The sequence below is a fragment of the Avibacterium sp. 21-586 genome, assembly GCF_026226775.1.
Classification (GTDB): domain Bacteria; phylum Pseudomonadota; class Gammaproteobacteria; order Enterobacterales; family Pasteurellaceae; genus Avibacterium.
Map to the genome: position 1 here is coordinate 481,385 of NZ_JAKKOD010000001.1, position 17,641 is coordinate 499,025.

The following is a 17,641-nucleotide window of genomic DNA, read 5'->3' on the forward strand; positions in this document are numbered from 1 at the left end:
AAATTAAAAATTCAGTACTTTATCTGCTTCCATTGTCCAATCTGCAAGCTCAATTAATGTGCCAATTTCCACCCCATCAGCAAGCGGTGCATTGTGAATGCCGCGTGCATTGGCGCAGGTTTTGCATAATTTTATGGTCGCCCCTTGTGCGGTGAGAATTTCGATCATTTGTTGTAAATGATAGCCCTCAGCTGGCTGCTGTTGAGCTAAACCGCCCACCACGGCATCAGACATAAAAAATAAGCGTAATTGCACCGCACTTTTATGTTGCTCTTGTAACTGCAACGCAAGACGTAAGGCACTAAAAAAATGTTCATCACCATAAGGGGAAGAATGCACAATAAATAAGATGTTTTGCATAAGAATATCCTTTTGAGATGGTAGATACAAAAAAGTGGGCTATTCACCCACTTAGTTTATCAAATTTGATTTAGCCAACCCAAACAAATTTGGCAATAAAGAGTAAGGATACCACCCAAACTGGAGCATTGACTTCTCTCCAGCGACCTGTGCAAACTTTCATCACACAATAGCTAATAAAACCAAATGCAATGCCTTCCGTAATGGAATAAGTGAATGGCATCATTGCCGCAGTGATAAAGGCAGGTGTGGCTTCGGTTAAATCTTCCCATTGAACACGAATTAAGCTTGACGCCATTAAAATTCCCACATAGACCAAGGCACCTGCGGTGGCATAAGCTGGCACCACGCTCGCTAATGGTGAGAAGAAAATAGTTAATAAGAACAGCACGCCAACCACAACCGCAGTCATTCCGGTGCGTCCACCTACAGATACGCCAGCACCACTTTCAATGTAGGTACTGATTGCAGATGTACCAATATAAGATCCTGCCACGGCGCTCACGCTATCCACATAAAGGGCTTGTTTCATTTTCGGGAAACGTCCTTTCTCATCGCTGATTCCTGCTTTGTCTGTTACGCCTAACAAAGTGCCTGAAGAATCAAATAAATTCACCAATAAGAAAGAGAAAATAATGCCGAGCAAGGCGGTATCTAACGCGCCCATAATATCCACTTTCCCCACTACTGGAGCAAGGCTTGGTGGCATTGAGATAACCCCGTGGAATACCACGCTATCATCAAATAACAACGCAAGCGTGGTAACCACTGCAATTGAAATCAGTACGCCAGAATAAATTTTGCGCGCGGCAAGCACCACGATAATGAAAAAGCCTAAAATCCCCATTAACACTTGCGGATTATGCAGCTCACCCAGTGCCACTAAGGTGGCAGGATTTGCCACCACTAAGCCCATATTTTTAAAGCCAATAAGTGAGATAAAAAAGCCAATCCCCGCCCCAATGCCAACACGTAAACTCAAAGGAATGGACGCCATTAACCAATAGCGAATTTGGAATAATGTTAGCACGAATAAGCCCACTGAACCCCAGAAAATTGTTCCCATTCCCACTTCCCAAGAATAGCCCAATTTTCCTACCACTACATAGGCAAAAAAGGCGTTTAAGCCCATTGCTGGCGCAAGGGCAATAGGCAAATTACTAAATAAGCCCATTGCAATCGTACCAAATGCGGCGATCAAACAAGTGGTTACAAATACCACTTGCTTATCCATTCCTGCATCACCAAGCACTGAAGGATTAACAAAAACAATATAAACCATCGTAAAAAAGGTGGTAATTCCTGCGATGATTTCTGTTTTTGCGGTGGTATTTTTTTGATTTAATTTAAAAAGTTTTTGTAGAAAAGACTGATTTTCCATTTTTTAATCCAGATTAGTTGATAAAAAAGATGAAAAACGCAACTCAAAGAAGGGTGTTTTTCCTGCCAATTCTAGCAGAACGAAAACGATTTCGCGATAAATAATTTAGTAAATTGTAGTATTGTACTAAATTAATCATTTTCTGATTATAACTGTAAATACAAATGTTGTGTGTAACAATAAACCTTTCCCCTAAGTGTGGCATAAAAATCGTTTATTTTGTGCGATTGTAATCGCTTTACTGCTATACGATGTTAGATACTAGAGATATAAAATCACAGTAACCTTTCTGTTTTTTTAGTTTTTTTTAGGTTTATTTATCGTCTTATAAGGATTAATCCCTTAAACCAATACCCAAATTTATTATTGCTCTAGTAAAATGGGTTTTCCCAAGTAAAACATTATTTTTCTATCCAGCTTTGATGTTCTTTATTCAACCACATAATGCCTTTTCACCAATAATTGGTGCTAATCAACCTTGAGAGGCTACACCTTATTTAAGGAATAATTTTAGCCCAGCAGCTTTCTACACTCTGGGCTAAAATGTTATTTTCTTCCCTTGCTCGGCTTTATAGTAAGCCTTCCACCGATTGCCGGTAACAAAGGTTGTAAAACTACGATACCACTAATTATATGGCTGTTTAAAAAGGTGCGTTAGTTTAAATTCTCATATTGTTGCAACGCCTCAATACGTTTTTCCAATGGCGGATGACTTAAAAATAATGATGCTAATCCACCTCTTTTTCCATTAATTGCAAAGGCTGCAAACTGACCTTCCATTTGTTGTGGTTCGTGAAGTTGTTGTAAACGGCGTAATGCAGCGATCATTTTTTGTTTACCGACTAAATGGGCTGAACCCGCGTCCGCACGGTATTCACGGTAGCGTGAGAACCACATCGCGATCATACTCGCTAAGAAACCAAATACCACTTCTAGCACCATTGAAACCAAGAAATAAATTCCGCTGCTGCTTTCGCCATTGTCGTTGCGATTGCTCGCCACCACGTTGGCAATAAGGCGAGAAATGAAAATCACGAAGGTATTTAACACGCCTTGTAGCAAGGTCATGGTGACCATATCGCCATTTTGGATATGACTGATTTCGTGCGCTAGCACCGCTTCTGCTTCGTCTTTCGTCATTGCGTTGAGCAATCCTGTACTCACGGCAACCAAAGAATTACTTTTGCTTGCACCAGTGGCAAAGGCATTCACATCGGCAGAATGATAAATCGCCACCGTTGGCATTGGAATATTAGCTTCGCGCGCTTGCGTAGCCACGGTGTTTAATAACCAACGCTCTTGCTCTGTACGCGGCTGTTCGATCACCTGCCCATTGACCGATTTTAACGCCATTGTTTTAGATAAAAATAAGGAAATAAACGAGCCACTGAAACCAAACAGTGCCGCCATAATAAGTAGTCCGCTGGCATCTTGTGCGCGGATGCCTGTTAGACTCAAAATAATATTAAAGACAATTAGCACTGCCATATTGGTAGCTAAAAAAAGTAAAATTCGCATCATAAAAAGTTCCTCGCTGTGAGTATGTAGTTGATTATCCAATCAATGATTAAAGGAATGATCAATATAATTATAAATTTTGTAATTTCAAGAGATAACGACTCAGTTTTCCCACAAACTCATCTGTTTTTCTTCTTGTTGCTCGGGTAAATTAACGTGCAAGCCAATTAATCGAATAGATTTATCCTGACGGCGCTGCCAAATTTGTGCCAATAACGCACGGAAATTTTCTTGATTAAAATCCACCGCACTTTTTTCTAACGTAGTGATTTGGAAATCATCGAATTTTAACTTCACGCCAATTTTGCGTAATTTTTGTAAAGGCAAATCAGGACAAGCACGCTGCACACGGCGCACTAATTGCTCATAAAGCTGATTTAGCACCGCTTCACCTTGTTCAAGTGCGGTGATATTTTTCAATAAAGTGGTTTCTACCCCTATGGATTTACGCAATCGCTCGGGCTGCACTTCCCTTTCATCAATGGCGTGACTAAAATCCCAAATACGCTGTCCGCTCTTGCCGAGTTGATTGAGTAATAAATGCTGTTCAAATTGTTGTACATCAGCACAGGTTCTTAAGCCCATTTCTAATAAGCGTTGGGTGGTCACTTTCCCCACGCCGGGAATCGCACTAAGCGGCAGGTTGCGAACAAACGCCTCCACATCATCTGGCTCGATCACAAATTGCCCATTCGGCTTATTTTTATCAGAAGCGATTTTGGCCAGAAATTTTAACGGTGCTACGCCAGCGGAAGCGGTAAGCTGGGTTTCAGCAAAAATAGTTTGGCGGATTTCTTGTGCGATCCAAGTGGCTGAACCTGAACATTGCTGGCAATCTGTTACATCTAAATAGGCTTCATCTAAAGATAAGGGTTCAACTAAATGGGTATAACGATGAAATATTTGCTGAATTTGTTGCGACACCTGTTTATACAAAGGCATATTCACAGGTAATAAAATCAAATGTGGGCAACGTTTCAAGGCTTGCGCCGTTGGCATTGCGCTATGTAAACCAAATTTTCTGGCTTCATAATTGCAAGTACTTAACACGCCACGTTGCTCAGATGAACCGCCCACCGCCAAAGGTTTGCCTTTGAGATGCGGTTTATCGCGCAGCTCAATAGAAGCATAAAAGCAATCCATATCAATATGAATGATTTTTCTGTTTTTTGACATTATGGCGTAAATTTCTGGAAAAAATAATGGATAAAGTGCGGTGCAAAATTGGCAATATTTTACCTGTTTTTGAGGCCAATCGAAAATAACAAAAGTATGGCAAAAAATTAGGGCGAATTTCTCGCCCTAACACTTTCAATGAATGTTTAGCTTAATTTGAGTGGTTGGATTTTCCAGATTTTTTCAGCGTATTCTTCAATAGTTCTGTCTGATGAGAAGAAACTCATATTGACAATATTTTGTAATGCACTGTTTGTCCACGCATTTTGATCGCGATATTTTTCATCAACCTGCTTTTGTGCCTCCACATAACTTTGGAAATCCGCAAAAGATTGATAATAATCGTGATAGCACAAACCGTTAAGTAAATCTTGATAACGATGTGGATCATTAGGCGAGAAAAATCCTGAGGTAATTTGATCAATCACTCGGCGTAACTGTTCATTGCTTTGGTAAATATCGTAAGGACGATAACCGTTACGGCGTAACTCTTCCACTTGCTCTACAGTATGGCCAAAGATGAAAATATTGTCTTGCCCCACATTTTCCAAAATTTCTACGTTTGCACCGTCCAATGTTCCCAAGGTTAAAGCACCATTGAGTGCAAATTTCATATTACTCGTACCTGAGGCTTCTGTTCCGGCTAAAGAAATTTGTTCCGAAATATCTGCTGCAGGAATAATGATTTGGGCAAGGCTGACGCTGTAATTTGGTATAAATACAACTTTCATAAGACCTTTTAATCGCTCATCGTTATTAACGATTTTCGCCACATCATTAATCAAGTTAATGGTTTGTTTTGCTGCATAGTAAGCAGATGCAGCTTTCCCTGCAAAGATAAATACCCTAGGAGTCCAATCTTTTTCGGGATTTTCCAACATCGCATTATAACGTGCAATAATATGTAATACATTAAGAATTTGACGTTTATATTCGTGGATCCGCTTCACCTGTACATCAAATAAAGCATCTGGGTTAAGTTCAATTCCCAATTCTTTTTTCACATAATCAGCCAAGCGAACTTTGTTGGCTCGCTTAATAACTGGGATAGCTTTTTTCACCTCTGGATCGTTAATATGTGCTTTGAACTCATTTAATAAGCTCAGATCGCGACGCCATTCAGTACCTATATAACGATCAAATAATGCTGATAAATCAGGGTTTGCGACAGCAATCCAACGGCGAGGTGTAATACCATTAGTTACATTTGTAAAACGTTCTGGATAAATGTATGCAAAATCAGCAAAGGTTGAAGTAACCATTAAATCAGAATGGATTGCAGCTACACCATTTACTTTATGAGAACCAACAACAGAAAGCCATCCCATACGGACTTTACGGGTATCGCCTTCTTCAATTAAAGATACTCTGCGAATAAAGTCATCATCAGTTGTTACATTTGTTCTCACATATTCTAAGAAATAATCATTTATTTCAAAGATAATTTGTAAATGGCGCGGTAAGATTTTTGCCATCATTTCCACTGGCCAGGTTTCTAATGCTTCAGACATTAATGTATGACAAGTGTAAGAGAAAATCTTATGGCACATCTCCCATGCTGAATTCCAATCATAGCCTTCTTTATCCAATAAAATATACATCAACTCAGGAATCGCTAAGGCTGGATGAGTGTCGTTTAAGTGGATTGCCACTTTATCAGCTAAATTTGCCACGGTACCGTGAGTACGTTTATGGCGTTTAATAATATCTTGCAAGGAAGCTGAAACTAAGAAATATTCCTGACGTAAACGTAGCTCACGTCCTGCCCAAGTAGAATCGTCAGGATAAAGCACTCGAGATACATTTTCACTAGCTGCACGATCTTCAATAGCCCTGAAGTAATCCCCACGATTAAATTCTGCAAGATTAAAGGAATCTCCTGCATGAGCACTCCACAATCGTAATGTGGTTGCACTATCATTGTCATAACCAGGAATCATTTGATCATAAGCAAGTGCGGTAATTTCTTCTGTATTTTCCCAAACACATTTCTTTCCTTCAAAATGAATATGTCCACCAAATGAAATGTTAAATCGCTTAGATGGACGAATAAACTCCCAAGGTGAACCTTTTTCTAACCACGCATCTGGTTTTTCAACTTGTTTTCCATCTTCAATAGTTTGTTGAAACATTCCGTATTCATAGCGAATCCCATAGCCCATACCAGGAATTGCTAATGTTGCGATAGAATCCATAAAACAGGCGGCTAAACGCCCTAGTCCACCATTTCCCAAACCAGGATCAACTTCTTTTTCGATGATTTCTTCTAAATCCACATCAAGTTCTGCTAATGCGTCTTTAGCAAGGGTGTAAACGCCCTCTGCAATCAACGCATTAGAGAGGGTGCGTCCCATTAAATATTCCATTGATAAATAATAAACACGGCGTGTTTTTTCATCACGGGATTGACGGGCAGTAGAAATCCAGCCCTCTGTAACAAGATCACGCACTGCATAAAGGGTGGCGTTTAGCCAATCACGTTGACTTGCTTCTTGTGGGGAACGTCCAATTAAAAAAATAAGTTTATAAACAATCGCTTTTTTTAATGAGTCAGTAGTCTGCTCTGGCTGGTTGTAAGAAAATGGAAAATCAGTACTATCTATTGTCATAAGTGGCTCTCCTAATATATCAAATTTAAACTGTTGTATTTTTATCCTTTTTGAATAAAAATACAACGAAAATCATCTAAAAAACTACAGGTTTTTCTACTGTATTTTTTGTTGTACCGCATTTTAGTACTACGCAATTTTGCCAAACTATATCATCAGGCATTTCAAATTCGTTGATATAAATTTTGATAATGCTCAGCAGCAATTTGCCAACCAAAATCTTGTTCCATAGCAACCACGCGCACGCTTTGCCATAAGCGTTGTTTTTGCCATAATGCAAAAACGTTATTAATTGCCCAACGTAGCCCTTCGGCATCGGCATCATTAAACACAAATCCTGTGGCTTTGCGTGCTTTGATATTTTCAGAATAGCTATCTACCACCGTATCCGCCAAGCCGCCTGTGGCGCGTACTAATGGTAACGTGCCGTATTTCAAGCCATAAAGCTGGGTTAAGCCACAAGGCTCAAAACGACTTGGTACTAAAATCACATCACCACCTGCAATAATTAGGTGCGATAAGGCTTCATCATAGCCAATTTTTACCGCGATATTTTCAGGATAACGCTCTGCAAGATGGCGTAATCCTTCTTCTAAATGTGGTGCACCTGAACCAAGTAAGGCAAGCTGACCACCTTGTTGTACAATGGTTTCGGCACTTTGAATAAGTAAATCCACCCCTTTTTGTTCGGTTAAACGGGTAACCATTACAAATAACAAGGCATCAGGCTGTTGTGGAAGATTGAAATAAGCCTGCAATTTTTCTTTATTTTTACGTTTGCCTGCCATTGCCTTTAATTTGTAATGATCTTCAATGTACTGATCCACATTCGGGTTCCAAATTTGCTCATCAACGCCATTAAGAATGCCGACTAATCGCCCTTGATGCGCTAAGGTTTGTAGCAAGCCTTGCAAGCCATAACCAAATTCCGGTGTGGTAATTTCTTTGGCATAAGTTGGGCTAACAGCGGTAACCACATCGGAATAATAAAGACCTGATTTTAAATAAGAAATTTGTCCGTGTAACTCTAAGCCATCAATATGGAACATTTCCAATGGAAGACCTAGTTCAAACAAATGGTGATAAGAAAACACACCTTGATAGGCGAGATTATGAATGGTAAACACGGATTTCGCTGGACGACCTTTAAGCGCTAAATAGGCACTGGTTAATCCAGCGTGCCAATCGTGTGCGTGCACCACATCTGCTTGCCACCACGCATCTAAGCCCACAGCAAGTTCTGCCCCAACCCAACCGAGCAAAGCAAAACGCTTATAGTTATCCGCGTAATCATTATACCATTGATCGTGGTAAGGGTTACCCTCTCTGGCATACAAATGTGGTGCGTCAATTAAATAAACGCCTAGCCCGTTATATTCGCCATAACGTAGCACAATATGCCCAGCAAAATTATCAAATTCCGCCACCACAACGGTGTCAGGAATGCCTGCGGCAATCGCTGGATAAGCCGGTAGTAAAACGCGGGTATCCATACCAATTTGTTGTTGTGCAAAAGGCAATGCGCCCATTACATCAGCTAATCCACCTGTTTTGAGTAGCGGATAAAGTTCTGAACAGACGTGTAAAACTCTCATTCTTTCTATTCCTTAAAACAGAGAAATACGGTGAAAATTGGTAAAAATTCCACCGCACTTCTCTTTGCGTTGTATTAATCTAAATGTGCCTCAAAAGCCACTTTTTCACCATTTAATTTCTTTAACATTGACGCTGTAACTAGTACGACGCCGCCGCTACTGACTCTAAAGCGTTTGCTATCAAGTTCTAAATCGACACCAATTTTCATTCCATCTGGAATGACACTGTGTCGATCAACAATACAACGTCTTAGCACGCAATTTTTGCCAATCGTAACTTGCGGTAACACGACACTATGATCAACCAATGAGTCTTCTTGCACGGTAACACGATCAAAGAGGACGGAATAGCTAATAGATGCGTCAGTAATCACGCAACCACCAGAAATTAAACTATTATCTACCGGCTTGATATCTGATTTGCTATAAAAGAATTTTGACGGATAAGTCTGTGTTGGGTTACCACGAATTGGCCAACGTTGATCATAAATATCCAATTGCGGATTTTCAGAAACCAAGTCAATATTTGATTGCCAGAAACTATCCAATGTACCTACATCACGCCAGTAAATTTCGCCATCGGTGTTACGTCCCATACAAGAACGGCTGAATGGGTGAGCATAAAGGGTGCCTTCTTCTAAACATTTCGGCAACACATCTTTACCGAAATCGTGAGAAGTATAAGGCGTGTTCACTTCACGCTCTAAAATATCGTACAAGTAATCAGCATTAAACACATAAATACCCATTGAAGCCAAAGAAATATTTGGCTTACCTGCCATTGCTGGTGGATCTTTTGGTTTTTCAACGAAAGCTTTTACTTTAAGATTTTCATCTACCGCCATCACACCAAATTCACAAGCCTTTTCACGTTCCACTTCAATACAGCCAACGGTACATTTTGCATTGCTTGAAACGTGATCGAGCAACATTTGGCTATAATCTTGTTTATAAATATGGTCGCCAGCTAAGATTAAAATATATTTTGGGCAGTAATGATCACGAATGATCGCCATATTTTGATACACAGCATCTGCCGTGCCACGATACCAAGTAGAATCATCAATTTGCTGACGAGCAGGCAACATATCAATAAACTCACCACGCTCTTGTGGCAAGAACGACCAACCTTTTTGTAAATGGCGTAATAAAGAATGTGCTGCATATTGGGTAACCACTCCAATATGGGTCAATCCAGAGTTAATACAGTTGGATAAGGCAAAATCAATAATTCGTCTGTTGCCGCCAAAATAAAGTGCCGGTTTTGCGCGTTTATCTGTTAGCTCATAAAGTCTAGAACCTCGTCCTCCAGCTAAAATTAACACTAAGGTATCTTTCACAAGATCATATTTATTAGGTGATTTTGAAATACTGTTACTCATTTGCATTTTCCTCGCATTAAATTATTGATTTCTCAATAGTGATTTCCTTTTTTCGTGCACATACGAATGCGAGATCATTCACAGCCCATAGATTTCCTTGCATTTGTACGAATGCAGCACCACTATATACAACATCCCAGTTCCCATCTGGCAACAAGAATGTTTGTAATTCTGCTTTTGCATTGATTAAAACTAACCAATCTTCATCTAATTGAATTTGCATTGCTTTGCTATGGTGATTGTGCCAATCTTCCACACGCATTAATTCCCCTTGTGGATTGCGCCATTGCACATTTTCATCAGTCCACCATTGATCCCGTTGTAGGCTTGGGATCGTTTTACGCAATGCAATAAATTGTTTTACCGCTTCAAATAAGTGCGGTTGAAATGCCTGCCAATTTAACCAAGTAATTTCGTTATCTTGGCAATAGGCGTTATTGTTGCCTTGTTGACTATGTCCAAATTCATCGCCCGCCAGTAGCATTGGTGTGCCATTGGCTAACAACAAACTGCCTAGCAAACCACAAGCGCTCAGAAAGCGTTGGTATTTCATCTCATCAGGAATATTTTCCACGCCTTCTATGCCATGGTTATAACTATAATTTTCGTTACGCCCATCACGGTTTTGCTCGCCATTGGCAAGATTATGTTTTTCGTTATAACTGGTGAGATCGCACAGGGTAAAGCCATCGTGTGCGGTGATAAAATTCACTGAATTATGCGGCTTGCGATCGCCATTTTGATAAATATCGCTTGATCCTGCGAAACGTTGCGCAAAGCCACCTAATTCACCACTTTTCCACAGCCAAAAACGGCACATATCATCACGGAAACGATCGTTCCATTCAGCAAAATAGCTCGGGAAATTGCCTACTTGATAGCCTCCCTCGCCAATGTCCCAAGGTTCTGCAATAAATTTGCAGTGCTGTAAACGTGGCTCTTGCGCAATTTCTGCAAACAGCTGTGCCTGTGGGTTAAAAGCTGGGGTTTCTCTGCCTAACACTGTGGCGAGATCAAAACGGAAACCGTCAATATGACATTCTTCCACCCAATAAATTAAGCAATCCAACACCCAACGGCGAGTAATATCATTAGCTAAATTTAAGGTATTGCCACAGCCTGTGGCATTTAGATATTCGCCCTGCTCGTTTTGCCAATAGTAAGTCCGATCATCAATTCCACGCTGGCTAAAGGTTGGAAAGTGTTTTTCTGATTCCATACTGTGGTTAAATACCACATCTAAAATCACTTCAATGCCCGCTTGGTGAAGTGCGCGAACCATTGTTTTAAATTCGCTTAATGGCGTTGTGCCTGCCTGCTCCGACCAATATGCAGACTCCACCGCAAACATTGCCAAAGGGCTATATCCCCAATAATTGGCTAATCCTTTTTCCTGTAAATGGGGTTCATCGAGGTGGTAATTTATTGGCAAAATTTCCACCGCACTGATGCCAAGTTCTTTTAAATAGGCAATCATTGTGGGGTGTGCCAAGCCTGCATAAGTGCCACGAATATCTTCGGGCAAATCTTCTCTCAGCTGCGTGAAACCTTTAATGTGCAATTCATAAATGATAGTTTCTGCCCAAGGCGTGGCTAAGGGTTTATCGCCTTGCCAATCAAATGATTCGCTAGCCAATACCGCTTTTGGAGCAAGATGTGCGTTATCTCGCGGATCACTAAGCAAAAACCATTGCTGTTTTTCCGCACTACTTAAATCTGGCTTGCCGATGACAGCTTTGGCATAAGGATCAAACATTAATTTTTGTGGATTGCACAATGCGCCGTCTTTTCCCGTAATACGAAAGCCATATTGCGTACCATAAGGTAGATCACCCACCCACAAATGCCAAACCTCTCCACTTTGGTACATTTCTAGAGGCAATTCTTGTCCGTCAAAAAATAAACACAATTTGACGTTTTCTGCACAGGAAGAAAATAAGGCAAAATTCCACCCCACTTTTTTCTCACCTGAAGCATATTGCAAAATTTCAACGCTACTTCCTAAGGGATAAGGCTTTCCTACTGCCGTGCTGATCATTGTGCTATCCATTTATTCGTTTTACTTATGCTTTTTTCTTCGTGGCTTTTTTGCTTTTAGCTGTATTGGCTTTCGTTACGTTTGCCGCTTTTTCAGCTTTTGCTGCTTTCGCCTTTTGCCCTTTTTCCGCAGTGTCCGTTTTTTCAGCGTTTTTCACTTTTTCTGCTTTTGTGCTTTGCTCTTTTTTTGCACTTTTTGCAGGCTTTTTCCATTTTAAATAAATGGTTGCCAATGGTGGAATGGTCACGGAAATAGAATGATCCTTATCGTGGCTTGGAATGGCTTCACTCACCACTTCCCCTTGGTTGCCCACATTGGAACCTTGGTAGAAATAAGAATCCGTATTGAGAATTTCTTCATACACACCAGCTTCATTCACGCCAAAGCGATAATCATAACGTGGCACTGGCGTGAAGTTACTGATGACAATAATGCGTTCATCATCGCGGCTACAACGCTCAAATACGAACACGGAATTTTGATAATCGTCCACCACAAGCCAATTAAAGCCTTTTGGATCACAGTCTAATTGATATAACGCAGGGTGATGTTGATAAGTGCGGTTTAAATCTCTCACTAAATTCAATACGCCTTTATGCCAGCCACCACCAATACTTTCATCAAGCAAGAACCAATCTAGACTTTCTTGATAATTCCATTCTCGCCCTTGCGCAAATTCGTTGCCCATAAAGAGCAATTTTTTACCTGGATAGCCCCACATATAGCCATAATAAGCACGCAAATTAGCAAATTGTTGCCACGCATCGCCCGGCATTTTGCCAATAAGTGAGCCTTTGCCGTGTACCACTTCATCGTGAGAAAGTGGCAACACAAAGTTTTCGCTATATTGATACATCATTCCAAAGGTCATTTGATCGTGATGATGTTGGCGATAAATCGGATCTCTTTTCATATAGGCAAGGGTGTCGTTCATCCAGCCCATATTCCATTTGAAATGGAAACCTAAACCGCCATCTTGCGGTGGGTGGGTAACGCCAGCAAAAGAAGTAGATTCTTCTGCTATGGTGATTGCACCAGTATTTTCCGTGCCAAGTACATAATTAGTATGTTTTAAAAACTCAATGGCTTCTAAATTTTCACGGCCACCATATTGATTTGGAATCCACTCTCCATTTGCACGACTGTAATCACGGTAAATCATTGATGCCACCGCATCGACACGCAAGCCGTCTAGACCAAAGCGTTCAAGCCAATATAAGGCATTGCCTGATAAGAAATTTTTTACCTCGTGGCGACCATAGTTATAAATTAACGTATTCCAATCTTGATGATAGCCCTCTCTTGGATCAGCGTGTTCATACAACGCCGTGCCATCAAATGCCACCAAGCCGTGGGTATCACTTGGAAAATGCCCCGGCACCCAATCTAAAATTACATTAATGCCTGCTTCGTGGGCTTTATCGACTAAGCGTTTAAACCCTTCTGGTGTACCAAAACGGCTGGTTGGCGAATAAAGTCCAATAGGTTGATAGCCCCAAGAGCCGTCAAATGGAAATTCTGATAAAGGCAGAAATTCAATATGGGTAAAGCCCATTTCTTTCACATAAGGAATAAGCTCGTCTGCAATTTGGTCATAATCTAGCCAGAAATTATTCTCCAGATTACGCCGCCAAGAGCCTAAATGCACTTCATAGATGGAAATCGGTTGATCGAACTGATTCGCTTTGCGGCGTTTTTCGGTCATTTCCACCACATTTGGTAATGGGCTAATTTGTGAAGCCGTATCAGGGCGAAGTTGGGAGCTAAAGGCATAAGGATCGGCTTTTAAGCGTAGCTGATCGTTGCAATCTAACACTTCAAACTTATACAGCTGTCCAAGTGCAACTTTTGGCACAAATAATTCCCAAATCCCACTGGACGCGTGAAAACGCATCGGATGGCGACGACCGTCCCAATAATTGAAATCCCCCACCACAGAAACTCGTTTCGCATTCGGTGCCCATAGACGGAAGTTCACGCCCGACACGCCTTCACATTCCATAAAATGCGCGCCTAAAATTTCATAAGGACGTAAATGAGAACCTTCTGCCAACAACCAATTATCTAGCTCTTGAATCATTGGGTGGAAACGATAAGGATCTTCAATGATTTGTGGTTCATTACCCCAATAAACTTCAAGTTGATAAGCAAAAAAACTGTGCGTATCAGGCATTACACCTACAAAAAAGCCACGTTCATCAAGGCAATCTAAGTCGCATATTTTTTGTTGATTTTCTTTATTAACAATCACGACTTTATCCGCATCAGGCAATAACACGCGGATTTCAATGCCTTTTTCTGTTTCGTGCATACCTAACACGGAAAACGGATCGGAATGTGTGCCGTTGAAAAACGCATTAATGGTTTCTTGTGGAAGGAATTTATTCATATAAACCTCTTATCGCAGACGCGCTTGGTTGATTTCGGTTAAAAGTGCGGTGATTTTTTCGTCAGAAAAGAGCGTTTCAATGGAACGAGATAATCTCATTCGCCAGTTTGGATATTCCAATGAGGTTCCCGGTAAATTGAAGGAAATTTCTTGCTCCAATAAATTTTCTAACTGCACCCCAATCAGTTTGGTTCGGCTTTCCGCCAAATAAAGGTGGATCACTCGCATTAAGTTTTGGTGCATTGCCATATTGAGTGCATCGCCCCAGTAGTCATCCGGCAAATATTGATCACGGTGCAAACTATTGAGTAAAGCTTGTTTGTCAATGACACGCTGATCATATTTCTGCTTCAATACCTCCCCTTGTAACACGCCAAGTTGCGCAAAAAGCTCTAGATCTCGGCAATGCCAAAAGCTACTTAAAGATGGAACATCGTGTGTGCCTACAGTGGCAAATGCGTTAATCGGGAATGTATTATTATCAGGATATTGCAAATTACGCTGTTCAAAATACAGCACAAAATAGGAAAAAATCTGAAATTCGTTTAATTTCCACCGCACTTCATCTGGCACAGTGCCTAAATCCTCACCCACCACAAGGCATTGATTACGCTGGCTTTCAATGGCTAAAATCGCCATTAATTCAGTGAAAGGATAATGCACATAAAGCCCATCCGCGGCCATTTTTTCAGGGGGAATAAGCCATAAGCGGAATAACCCCATAATATGATCAATACGCAACACGCCAAAATGCTGCATATTGGCACGTAATAATTCAATAAAAGGTTGAAAACCACGGGCTTTTAACTCAGTCGGATTGTAAGGCGGAATATTCCAATTTTGTCCCACCGGGCCGAGTGGATCAGGCGGCGCACCGACAGAGGCATCGACACAATAAAGTGCAGGATCAGCCCATACATCCGCACTGCCCCTTGAGCTACTTACCGATAAATCACCATAAATACCTAAGCGCATTCCTTTCGCTTGGCATAGGACTTGTAGATCATTAAGTTGCTCTTGTACCAGCCATTGTAGCCAGCAATAAAACATTACATCATCTTTATTCTGATGGATTAATTTATCCCGTTGTTTATCATTAAGTTGTTGGTATTGGTGCCAACCAAGCCAACCGATTTGGTTTTCTTGCTCAATGGCTTGATGTGAACTTTGGCTATCCAACCACTCAAATAAGCCTTGATATAATAGGCCTTTGCCCTGCTGTTTAACAAAATCTGCAAAAGCTTTTTGTCGTTGCTGCATTTTTGCCGCACGGCTACGTTGGAAATAAGCATACAGTTTTTTAAGTGCGGTGAATTTTAGCTGAGTAATTTCTGTATAATTCACTTGCTCCGCTTGGCGTAACACCGCAAGTTGCTGTTGAATATCGGCTTGATTCAGCCAATTTTGCACGGATTTGCACAATTTATATTCAGGCAGCTGATCAATGGCAAGGTAAAGCCAATTCAAATAGCGTCTTGACGCTGAACTGTAAGGACTTGCCCATTCAGGCACAGCACAATACATTGCGTGCAATGGGTTAATCCCGATAAATTCCGCCCCATAAATCACGCTCTGTTGCACCAAATAAGCTAAATCAGCAAAATCACCAATCCCCCAATTGCGTGCTGAACGTAAACTATAAAGCTGAACACTCAAGCCCCATGCTTTTTGCTGTTGAAAAATTGCAGGCTGATAGGCCGTTTTTGGACTGACTAAAACACGAACTTGATAGTCTTTTTCGCTACTGGAAAGCTGTAAAAAATAATAACCAAAAGGCTGAGCGGGAAAAGAAAATTGCTGATTAGAAAAAGAAAGTGGCGTTATAGGCTGATGTTGTTCATTAAATAAAGTAGCTTGAAGGATTTGGCTGGTGGGATTTAACTGTGTACTATCATAAACAATGGTTTCTCCTTCCCGCGCCACAAAAACATCATCAAATTGCACCGCACTTTTATTGTTTATATTGTCTGAATTTTCTCGTTGTAAGGAGAGCAGTTCCACAAAATACGCCAAACTATCTGGATTGGCATAAATCAAATTGCCGTCAATATCATAATGAGAAACAGCAATATCTAATTCCTCTGCCCTTATATAAAGTGGTCTTTTCATATCCATTTGCTCTTCCAACAACTATAAATACTGGAGAATTAACTTCATTCTACAAATCAGATACTTAAAATCAAATAGTTTCCTTTAAATTCGTGATCTCCGTCAAATAAAGATTTTTTCTTTTAAAGACAACAAATTGCTAATTAACAGAGATATTGCCAATTTCTAAAATAATTAAATTTCTGAGAGTAATTAAAGGATAAAAATGAACTGGTATTTGTATGTACTAAAAAACTATGCACAATTTAATGGGCGCGCAAGACGTAAAGAATTTTGGTGGTTTACTGCGGTTGATTTTTTATTGTATGTAATTTTAGGTTTACTCGATTTTGTTTTACTTAATAACGATTTCGGATTTAGTGGCGTTTATGGCCTTGCGACCTTAATCCCCTCTTTAGCGGTGAAAGTAAGACGATTACACGATACCGATCGCTCTGGCTGGTGGTTATTAATTGGCTTTATGCCTGTAATCGGTTTTATTGTGCTATTCGTATTTGCTTGTTTAGACGGAACACAGGGACGAAATCGTTTTGGGGAAGATCCGAAAAATCCAATGAATGAGCAAGCTCCCCACGCTAAATTTGTTATATAAAAAATATATAGAAAAAGTGCGGTAAAAATTACCGCACTTTTTTATTTATCTTTATTCATCATCAATCACAAACTCAAACCAATCAATTACGTCTTTTTCGTGAATACCATTGGCAATGGGAATATGTGCGAGCTTTATGCTATTGGGATCGCCAGAAATTAACGGATGCCAATCAAAGAGCGGTTTATTTTCATATAATAACCGATAGGCACAGGTCGCTGGCAACCAATGGAAATCAGGCAAATTCTTTTTGGTGAGTTTAGTGCAATCTGGCTCAAGTTGAAAACGCTGTGCATAATTACCGCACTTCGCGGTTTCTAAATCAAGCAAATTGCAGGCAATGCGCGTAAAATACAGCTTTTTACGCCGTCCTCTTCCCTCAATAAATTTACGATAACAGCATTTGCCACAACCATCGCACAAGGCTTCCCACTCTGCGTCATTCATTTCCAACAGCGATTTATGCTGCCAAAAGTTTTTTTCTAATTGCAT

General features: G+C 40.5%; 12 protein-coding genes. 1 reads left to right on the plus strand and 11 read right to left on the minus strand.

Translation table 11 applies throughout. The annotated features are described in order from the left end of the window. Positions 1-3 precede the first annotated feature (3 nt). From L5B71_RS02195 to malQ, 10 genes are all read right to left on the minus strand, one after another. Positions 4-360: a DsrE/DsrF/TusD sulfur relay family protein gene (locus L5B71_RS02195; RefSeq protein ID WP_115249681.1), complete on the minus strand. Its 357-nt coding sequence runs from the start codon at positions 358-360 to the stop codon at positions 4-6. 70 nt (positions 361-430) lie between these two features. Then, the gene (locus L5B71_RS02200; protein WP_265756746.1) at positions 431-1,741 is read right to left on the minus strand and encodes an NCS2 family permease; all 1,311 of its coding nucleotides are present in this window, start codon (positions 1,739-1,741) and stop codon (positions 431-433) included. 654 nt (positions 1,742-2,395) lie between these two features. Beyond that, positions 2,396-3,262, minus strand: coding sequence for a protease HtpX (gene htpX / locus L5B71_RS02205; RefSeq protein ID WP_265756747.1), 867 nt, complete (start codon positions 3,260-3,262; stop codon positions 2,396-2,398). 99 nt (positions 3,263-3,361) lie between these two features. Beyond that, complete coding sequence (gene dinB / locus L5B71_RS02210) at positions 3,362-4,435, minus strand: DNA polymerase IV (RefSeq protein WP_265756748.1); 1,074 nt, start codon at positions 4,433-4,435, stop codon at positions 3,362-3,364. A 146-nt stretch (positions 4,436-4,581) separates the two neighbouring features. After that, positions 4,582-7,044 (minus strand): glycogen/starch/alpha-glucan phosphorylase, encoded by a 2,463-nt coding sequence (locus L5B71_RS02215; RefSeq protein WP_265756749.1) that lies wholly within the window; start codon positions 7,042-7,044, stop codon positions 4,582-4,584. A 164-nt stretch (positions 7,045-7,208) separates the two neighbouring features. Continuing rightward, positions 7,209-8,639: a glycogen synthase GlgA gene (gene glgA, locus L5B71_RS02220; protein WP_265756750.1), complete on the minus strand. Its 1,431-nt coding sequence runs from the start codon at positions 8,637-8,639 to the stop codon at positions 7,209-7,211. 74 nt (positions 8,640-8,713) lie between these two features. Beyond that, entirely contained in the window at positions 8,714-10,021 is a 1,308-nt protein-coding gene (gene glgC, locus L5B71_RS02225) for a glucose-1-phosphate adenylyltransferase (RefSeq protein ID WP_265756751.1), read from the minus strand. 16 nt (positions 10,022-10,037) lie between these two features. Further along, positions 10,038-12,059, minus strand: a complete 2,022-nt coding sequence (gene glgX / locus L5B71_RS02230) for a glycogen debranching protein GlgX (RefSeq protein WP_265756752.1) — start codon at positions 12,057-12,059, stop codon at positions 10,038-10,040. 25 nt (positions 12,060-12,084) lie between these two features. After that, positions 12,085-14,448, minus strand: coding sequence for a 1,4-alpha-glucan branching protein GlgB (glgB, locus tag L5B71_RS02235; RefSeq protein WP_265756753.1), 2,364 nt, complete (start codon positions 14,446-14,448; stop codon positions 12,085-12,087). A gap of 9 nt (positions 14,449-14,457) precedes the next feature. Continuing rightward, complete coding sequence (gene malQ, locus L5B71_RS02240; protein WP_265756754.1) at positions 14,458-16,563, minus strand: 4-alpha-glucanotransferase; 2,106 nt, start codon at positions 16,561-16,563, stop codon at positions 14,458-14,460. A 199-nt stretch (positions 16,564-16,762) separates the two neighbouring features. On the opposite strand from malQ, the gene L5B71_RS02245 reads away from it, so the two are divergent. Continuing rightward, positions 16,763-17,149, plus strand: a complete 387-nt coding sequence (locus L5B71_RS02245) for a DUF805 domain-containing protein (protein ID WP_265756755.1) — start codon at positions 16,763-16,765, stop codon at positions 17,147-17,149. A 51-nt stretch (positions 17,150-17,200) separates the two neighbouring features. Here the strand turns inward: L5B71_RS02245 and L5B71_RS02250 are convergent, their stop codons facing one another. Next, positions 17,201-17,641, minus strand: coding sequence for a YcgN family cysteine cluster protein (locus L5B71_RS02250; RefSeq protein WP_442780730.1), 441 nt, complete (start codon positions 17,639-17,641; stop codon positions 17,201-17,203).

What these genes read in the sequence shown, in the direction of transcription:
- glgB (WP_265756753.1), bottom strand. Translation starts at nt 14,448, where the DNA reads ATGAATAAATTCCTTCCACAAGAAACCATTAATGCGTTTTTCAACGGC.
- L5B71_RS02200 (WP_265756746.1), bottom strand. Translation starts at nt 1,741, where the DNA reads ATGGAAAATCAGTCTTTTCTACAAAAACTTTTTAAATTAAATCAAAAA.
- glgX (WP_265756752.1), bottom strand. Translation starts at nt 12,059, where the DNA reads ATGATCAGCACGGCAGTAGGAAAGCCTTATCCCTTAGGAAGTAGCGTT.
- dinB (WP_265756748.1), bottom strand. Translation starts at nt 4,435, where the DNA reads ATGTCAAAAAACAGAAAAATCATTCATATTGATATGGATTGCTTTTAT.
- glgA (WP_265756750.1), bottom strand. Translation starts at nt 8,639, where the DNA reads ATGAGAGTTTTACACGTCTGTTCAGAACTTTATCCGCTACTCAAAACA.
- L5B71_RS02195 (WP_115249681.1), bottom strand. Translation starts at nt 360, where the DNA reads ATGCAAAACATCTTATTTATTGTGCATTCTTCCCCTTATGGTGATGAA.
- L5B71_RS02250 (WP_442780730.1), bottom strand. Translation starts at nt 17,641, where the DNA reads ATGCAATTAGAAAAAAACTTTTGGCAGCATAAATCGCTGTTGGAAATG.
- htpX (WP_265756747.1), bottom strand. Translation starts at nt 3,262, where the DNA reads ATGATGCGAATTTTACTTTTTTTAGCTACCAATATGGCAGTGCTAATT.
- L5B71_RS02215 (WP_265756749.1), bottom strand. Translation starts at nt 7,044, where the DNA reads ATGACAATAGATAGTACTGATTTTCCATTTTCTTACAACCAGCCAGAG.
- L5B71_RS02245 (WP_265756755.1), top strand. Translation starts at nt 16,763, where the DNA reads ATGAACTGGTATTTGTATGTACTAAAAAACTATGCACAATTTAATGGG.
- glgC (WP_265756751.1), bottom strand. Translation starts at nt 10,021, where the DNA reads ATGAGTAACAGTATTTCAAAATCACCTAATAAATATGATCTTGTGAAA.
- malQ (WP_265756754.1), bottom strand. Translation starts at nt 16,563, where the DNA reads ATGGATATGAAAAGACCACTTTATATAAGGGCAGAGGAATTAGATATT.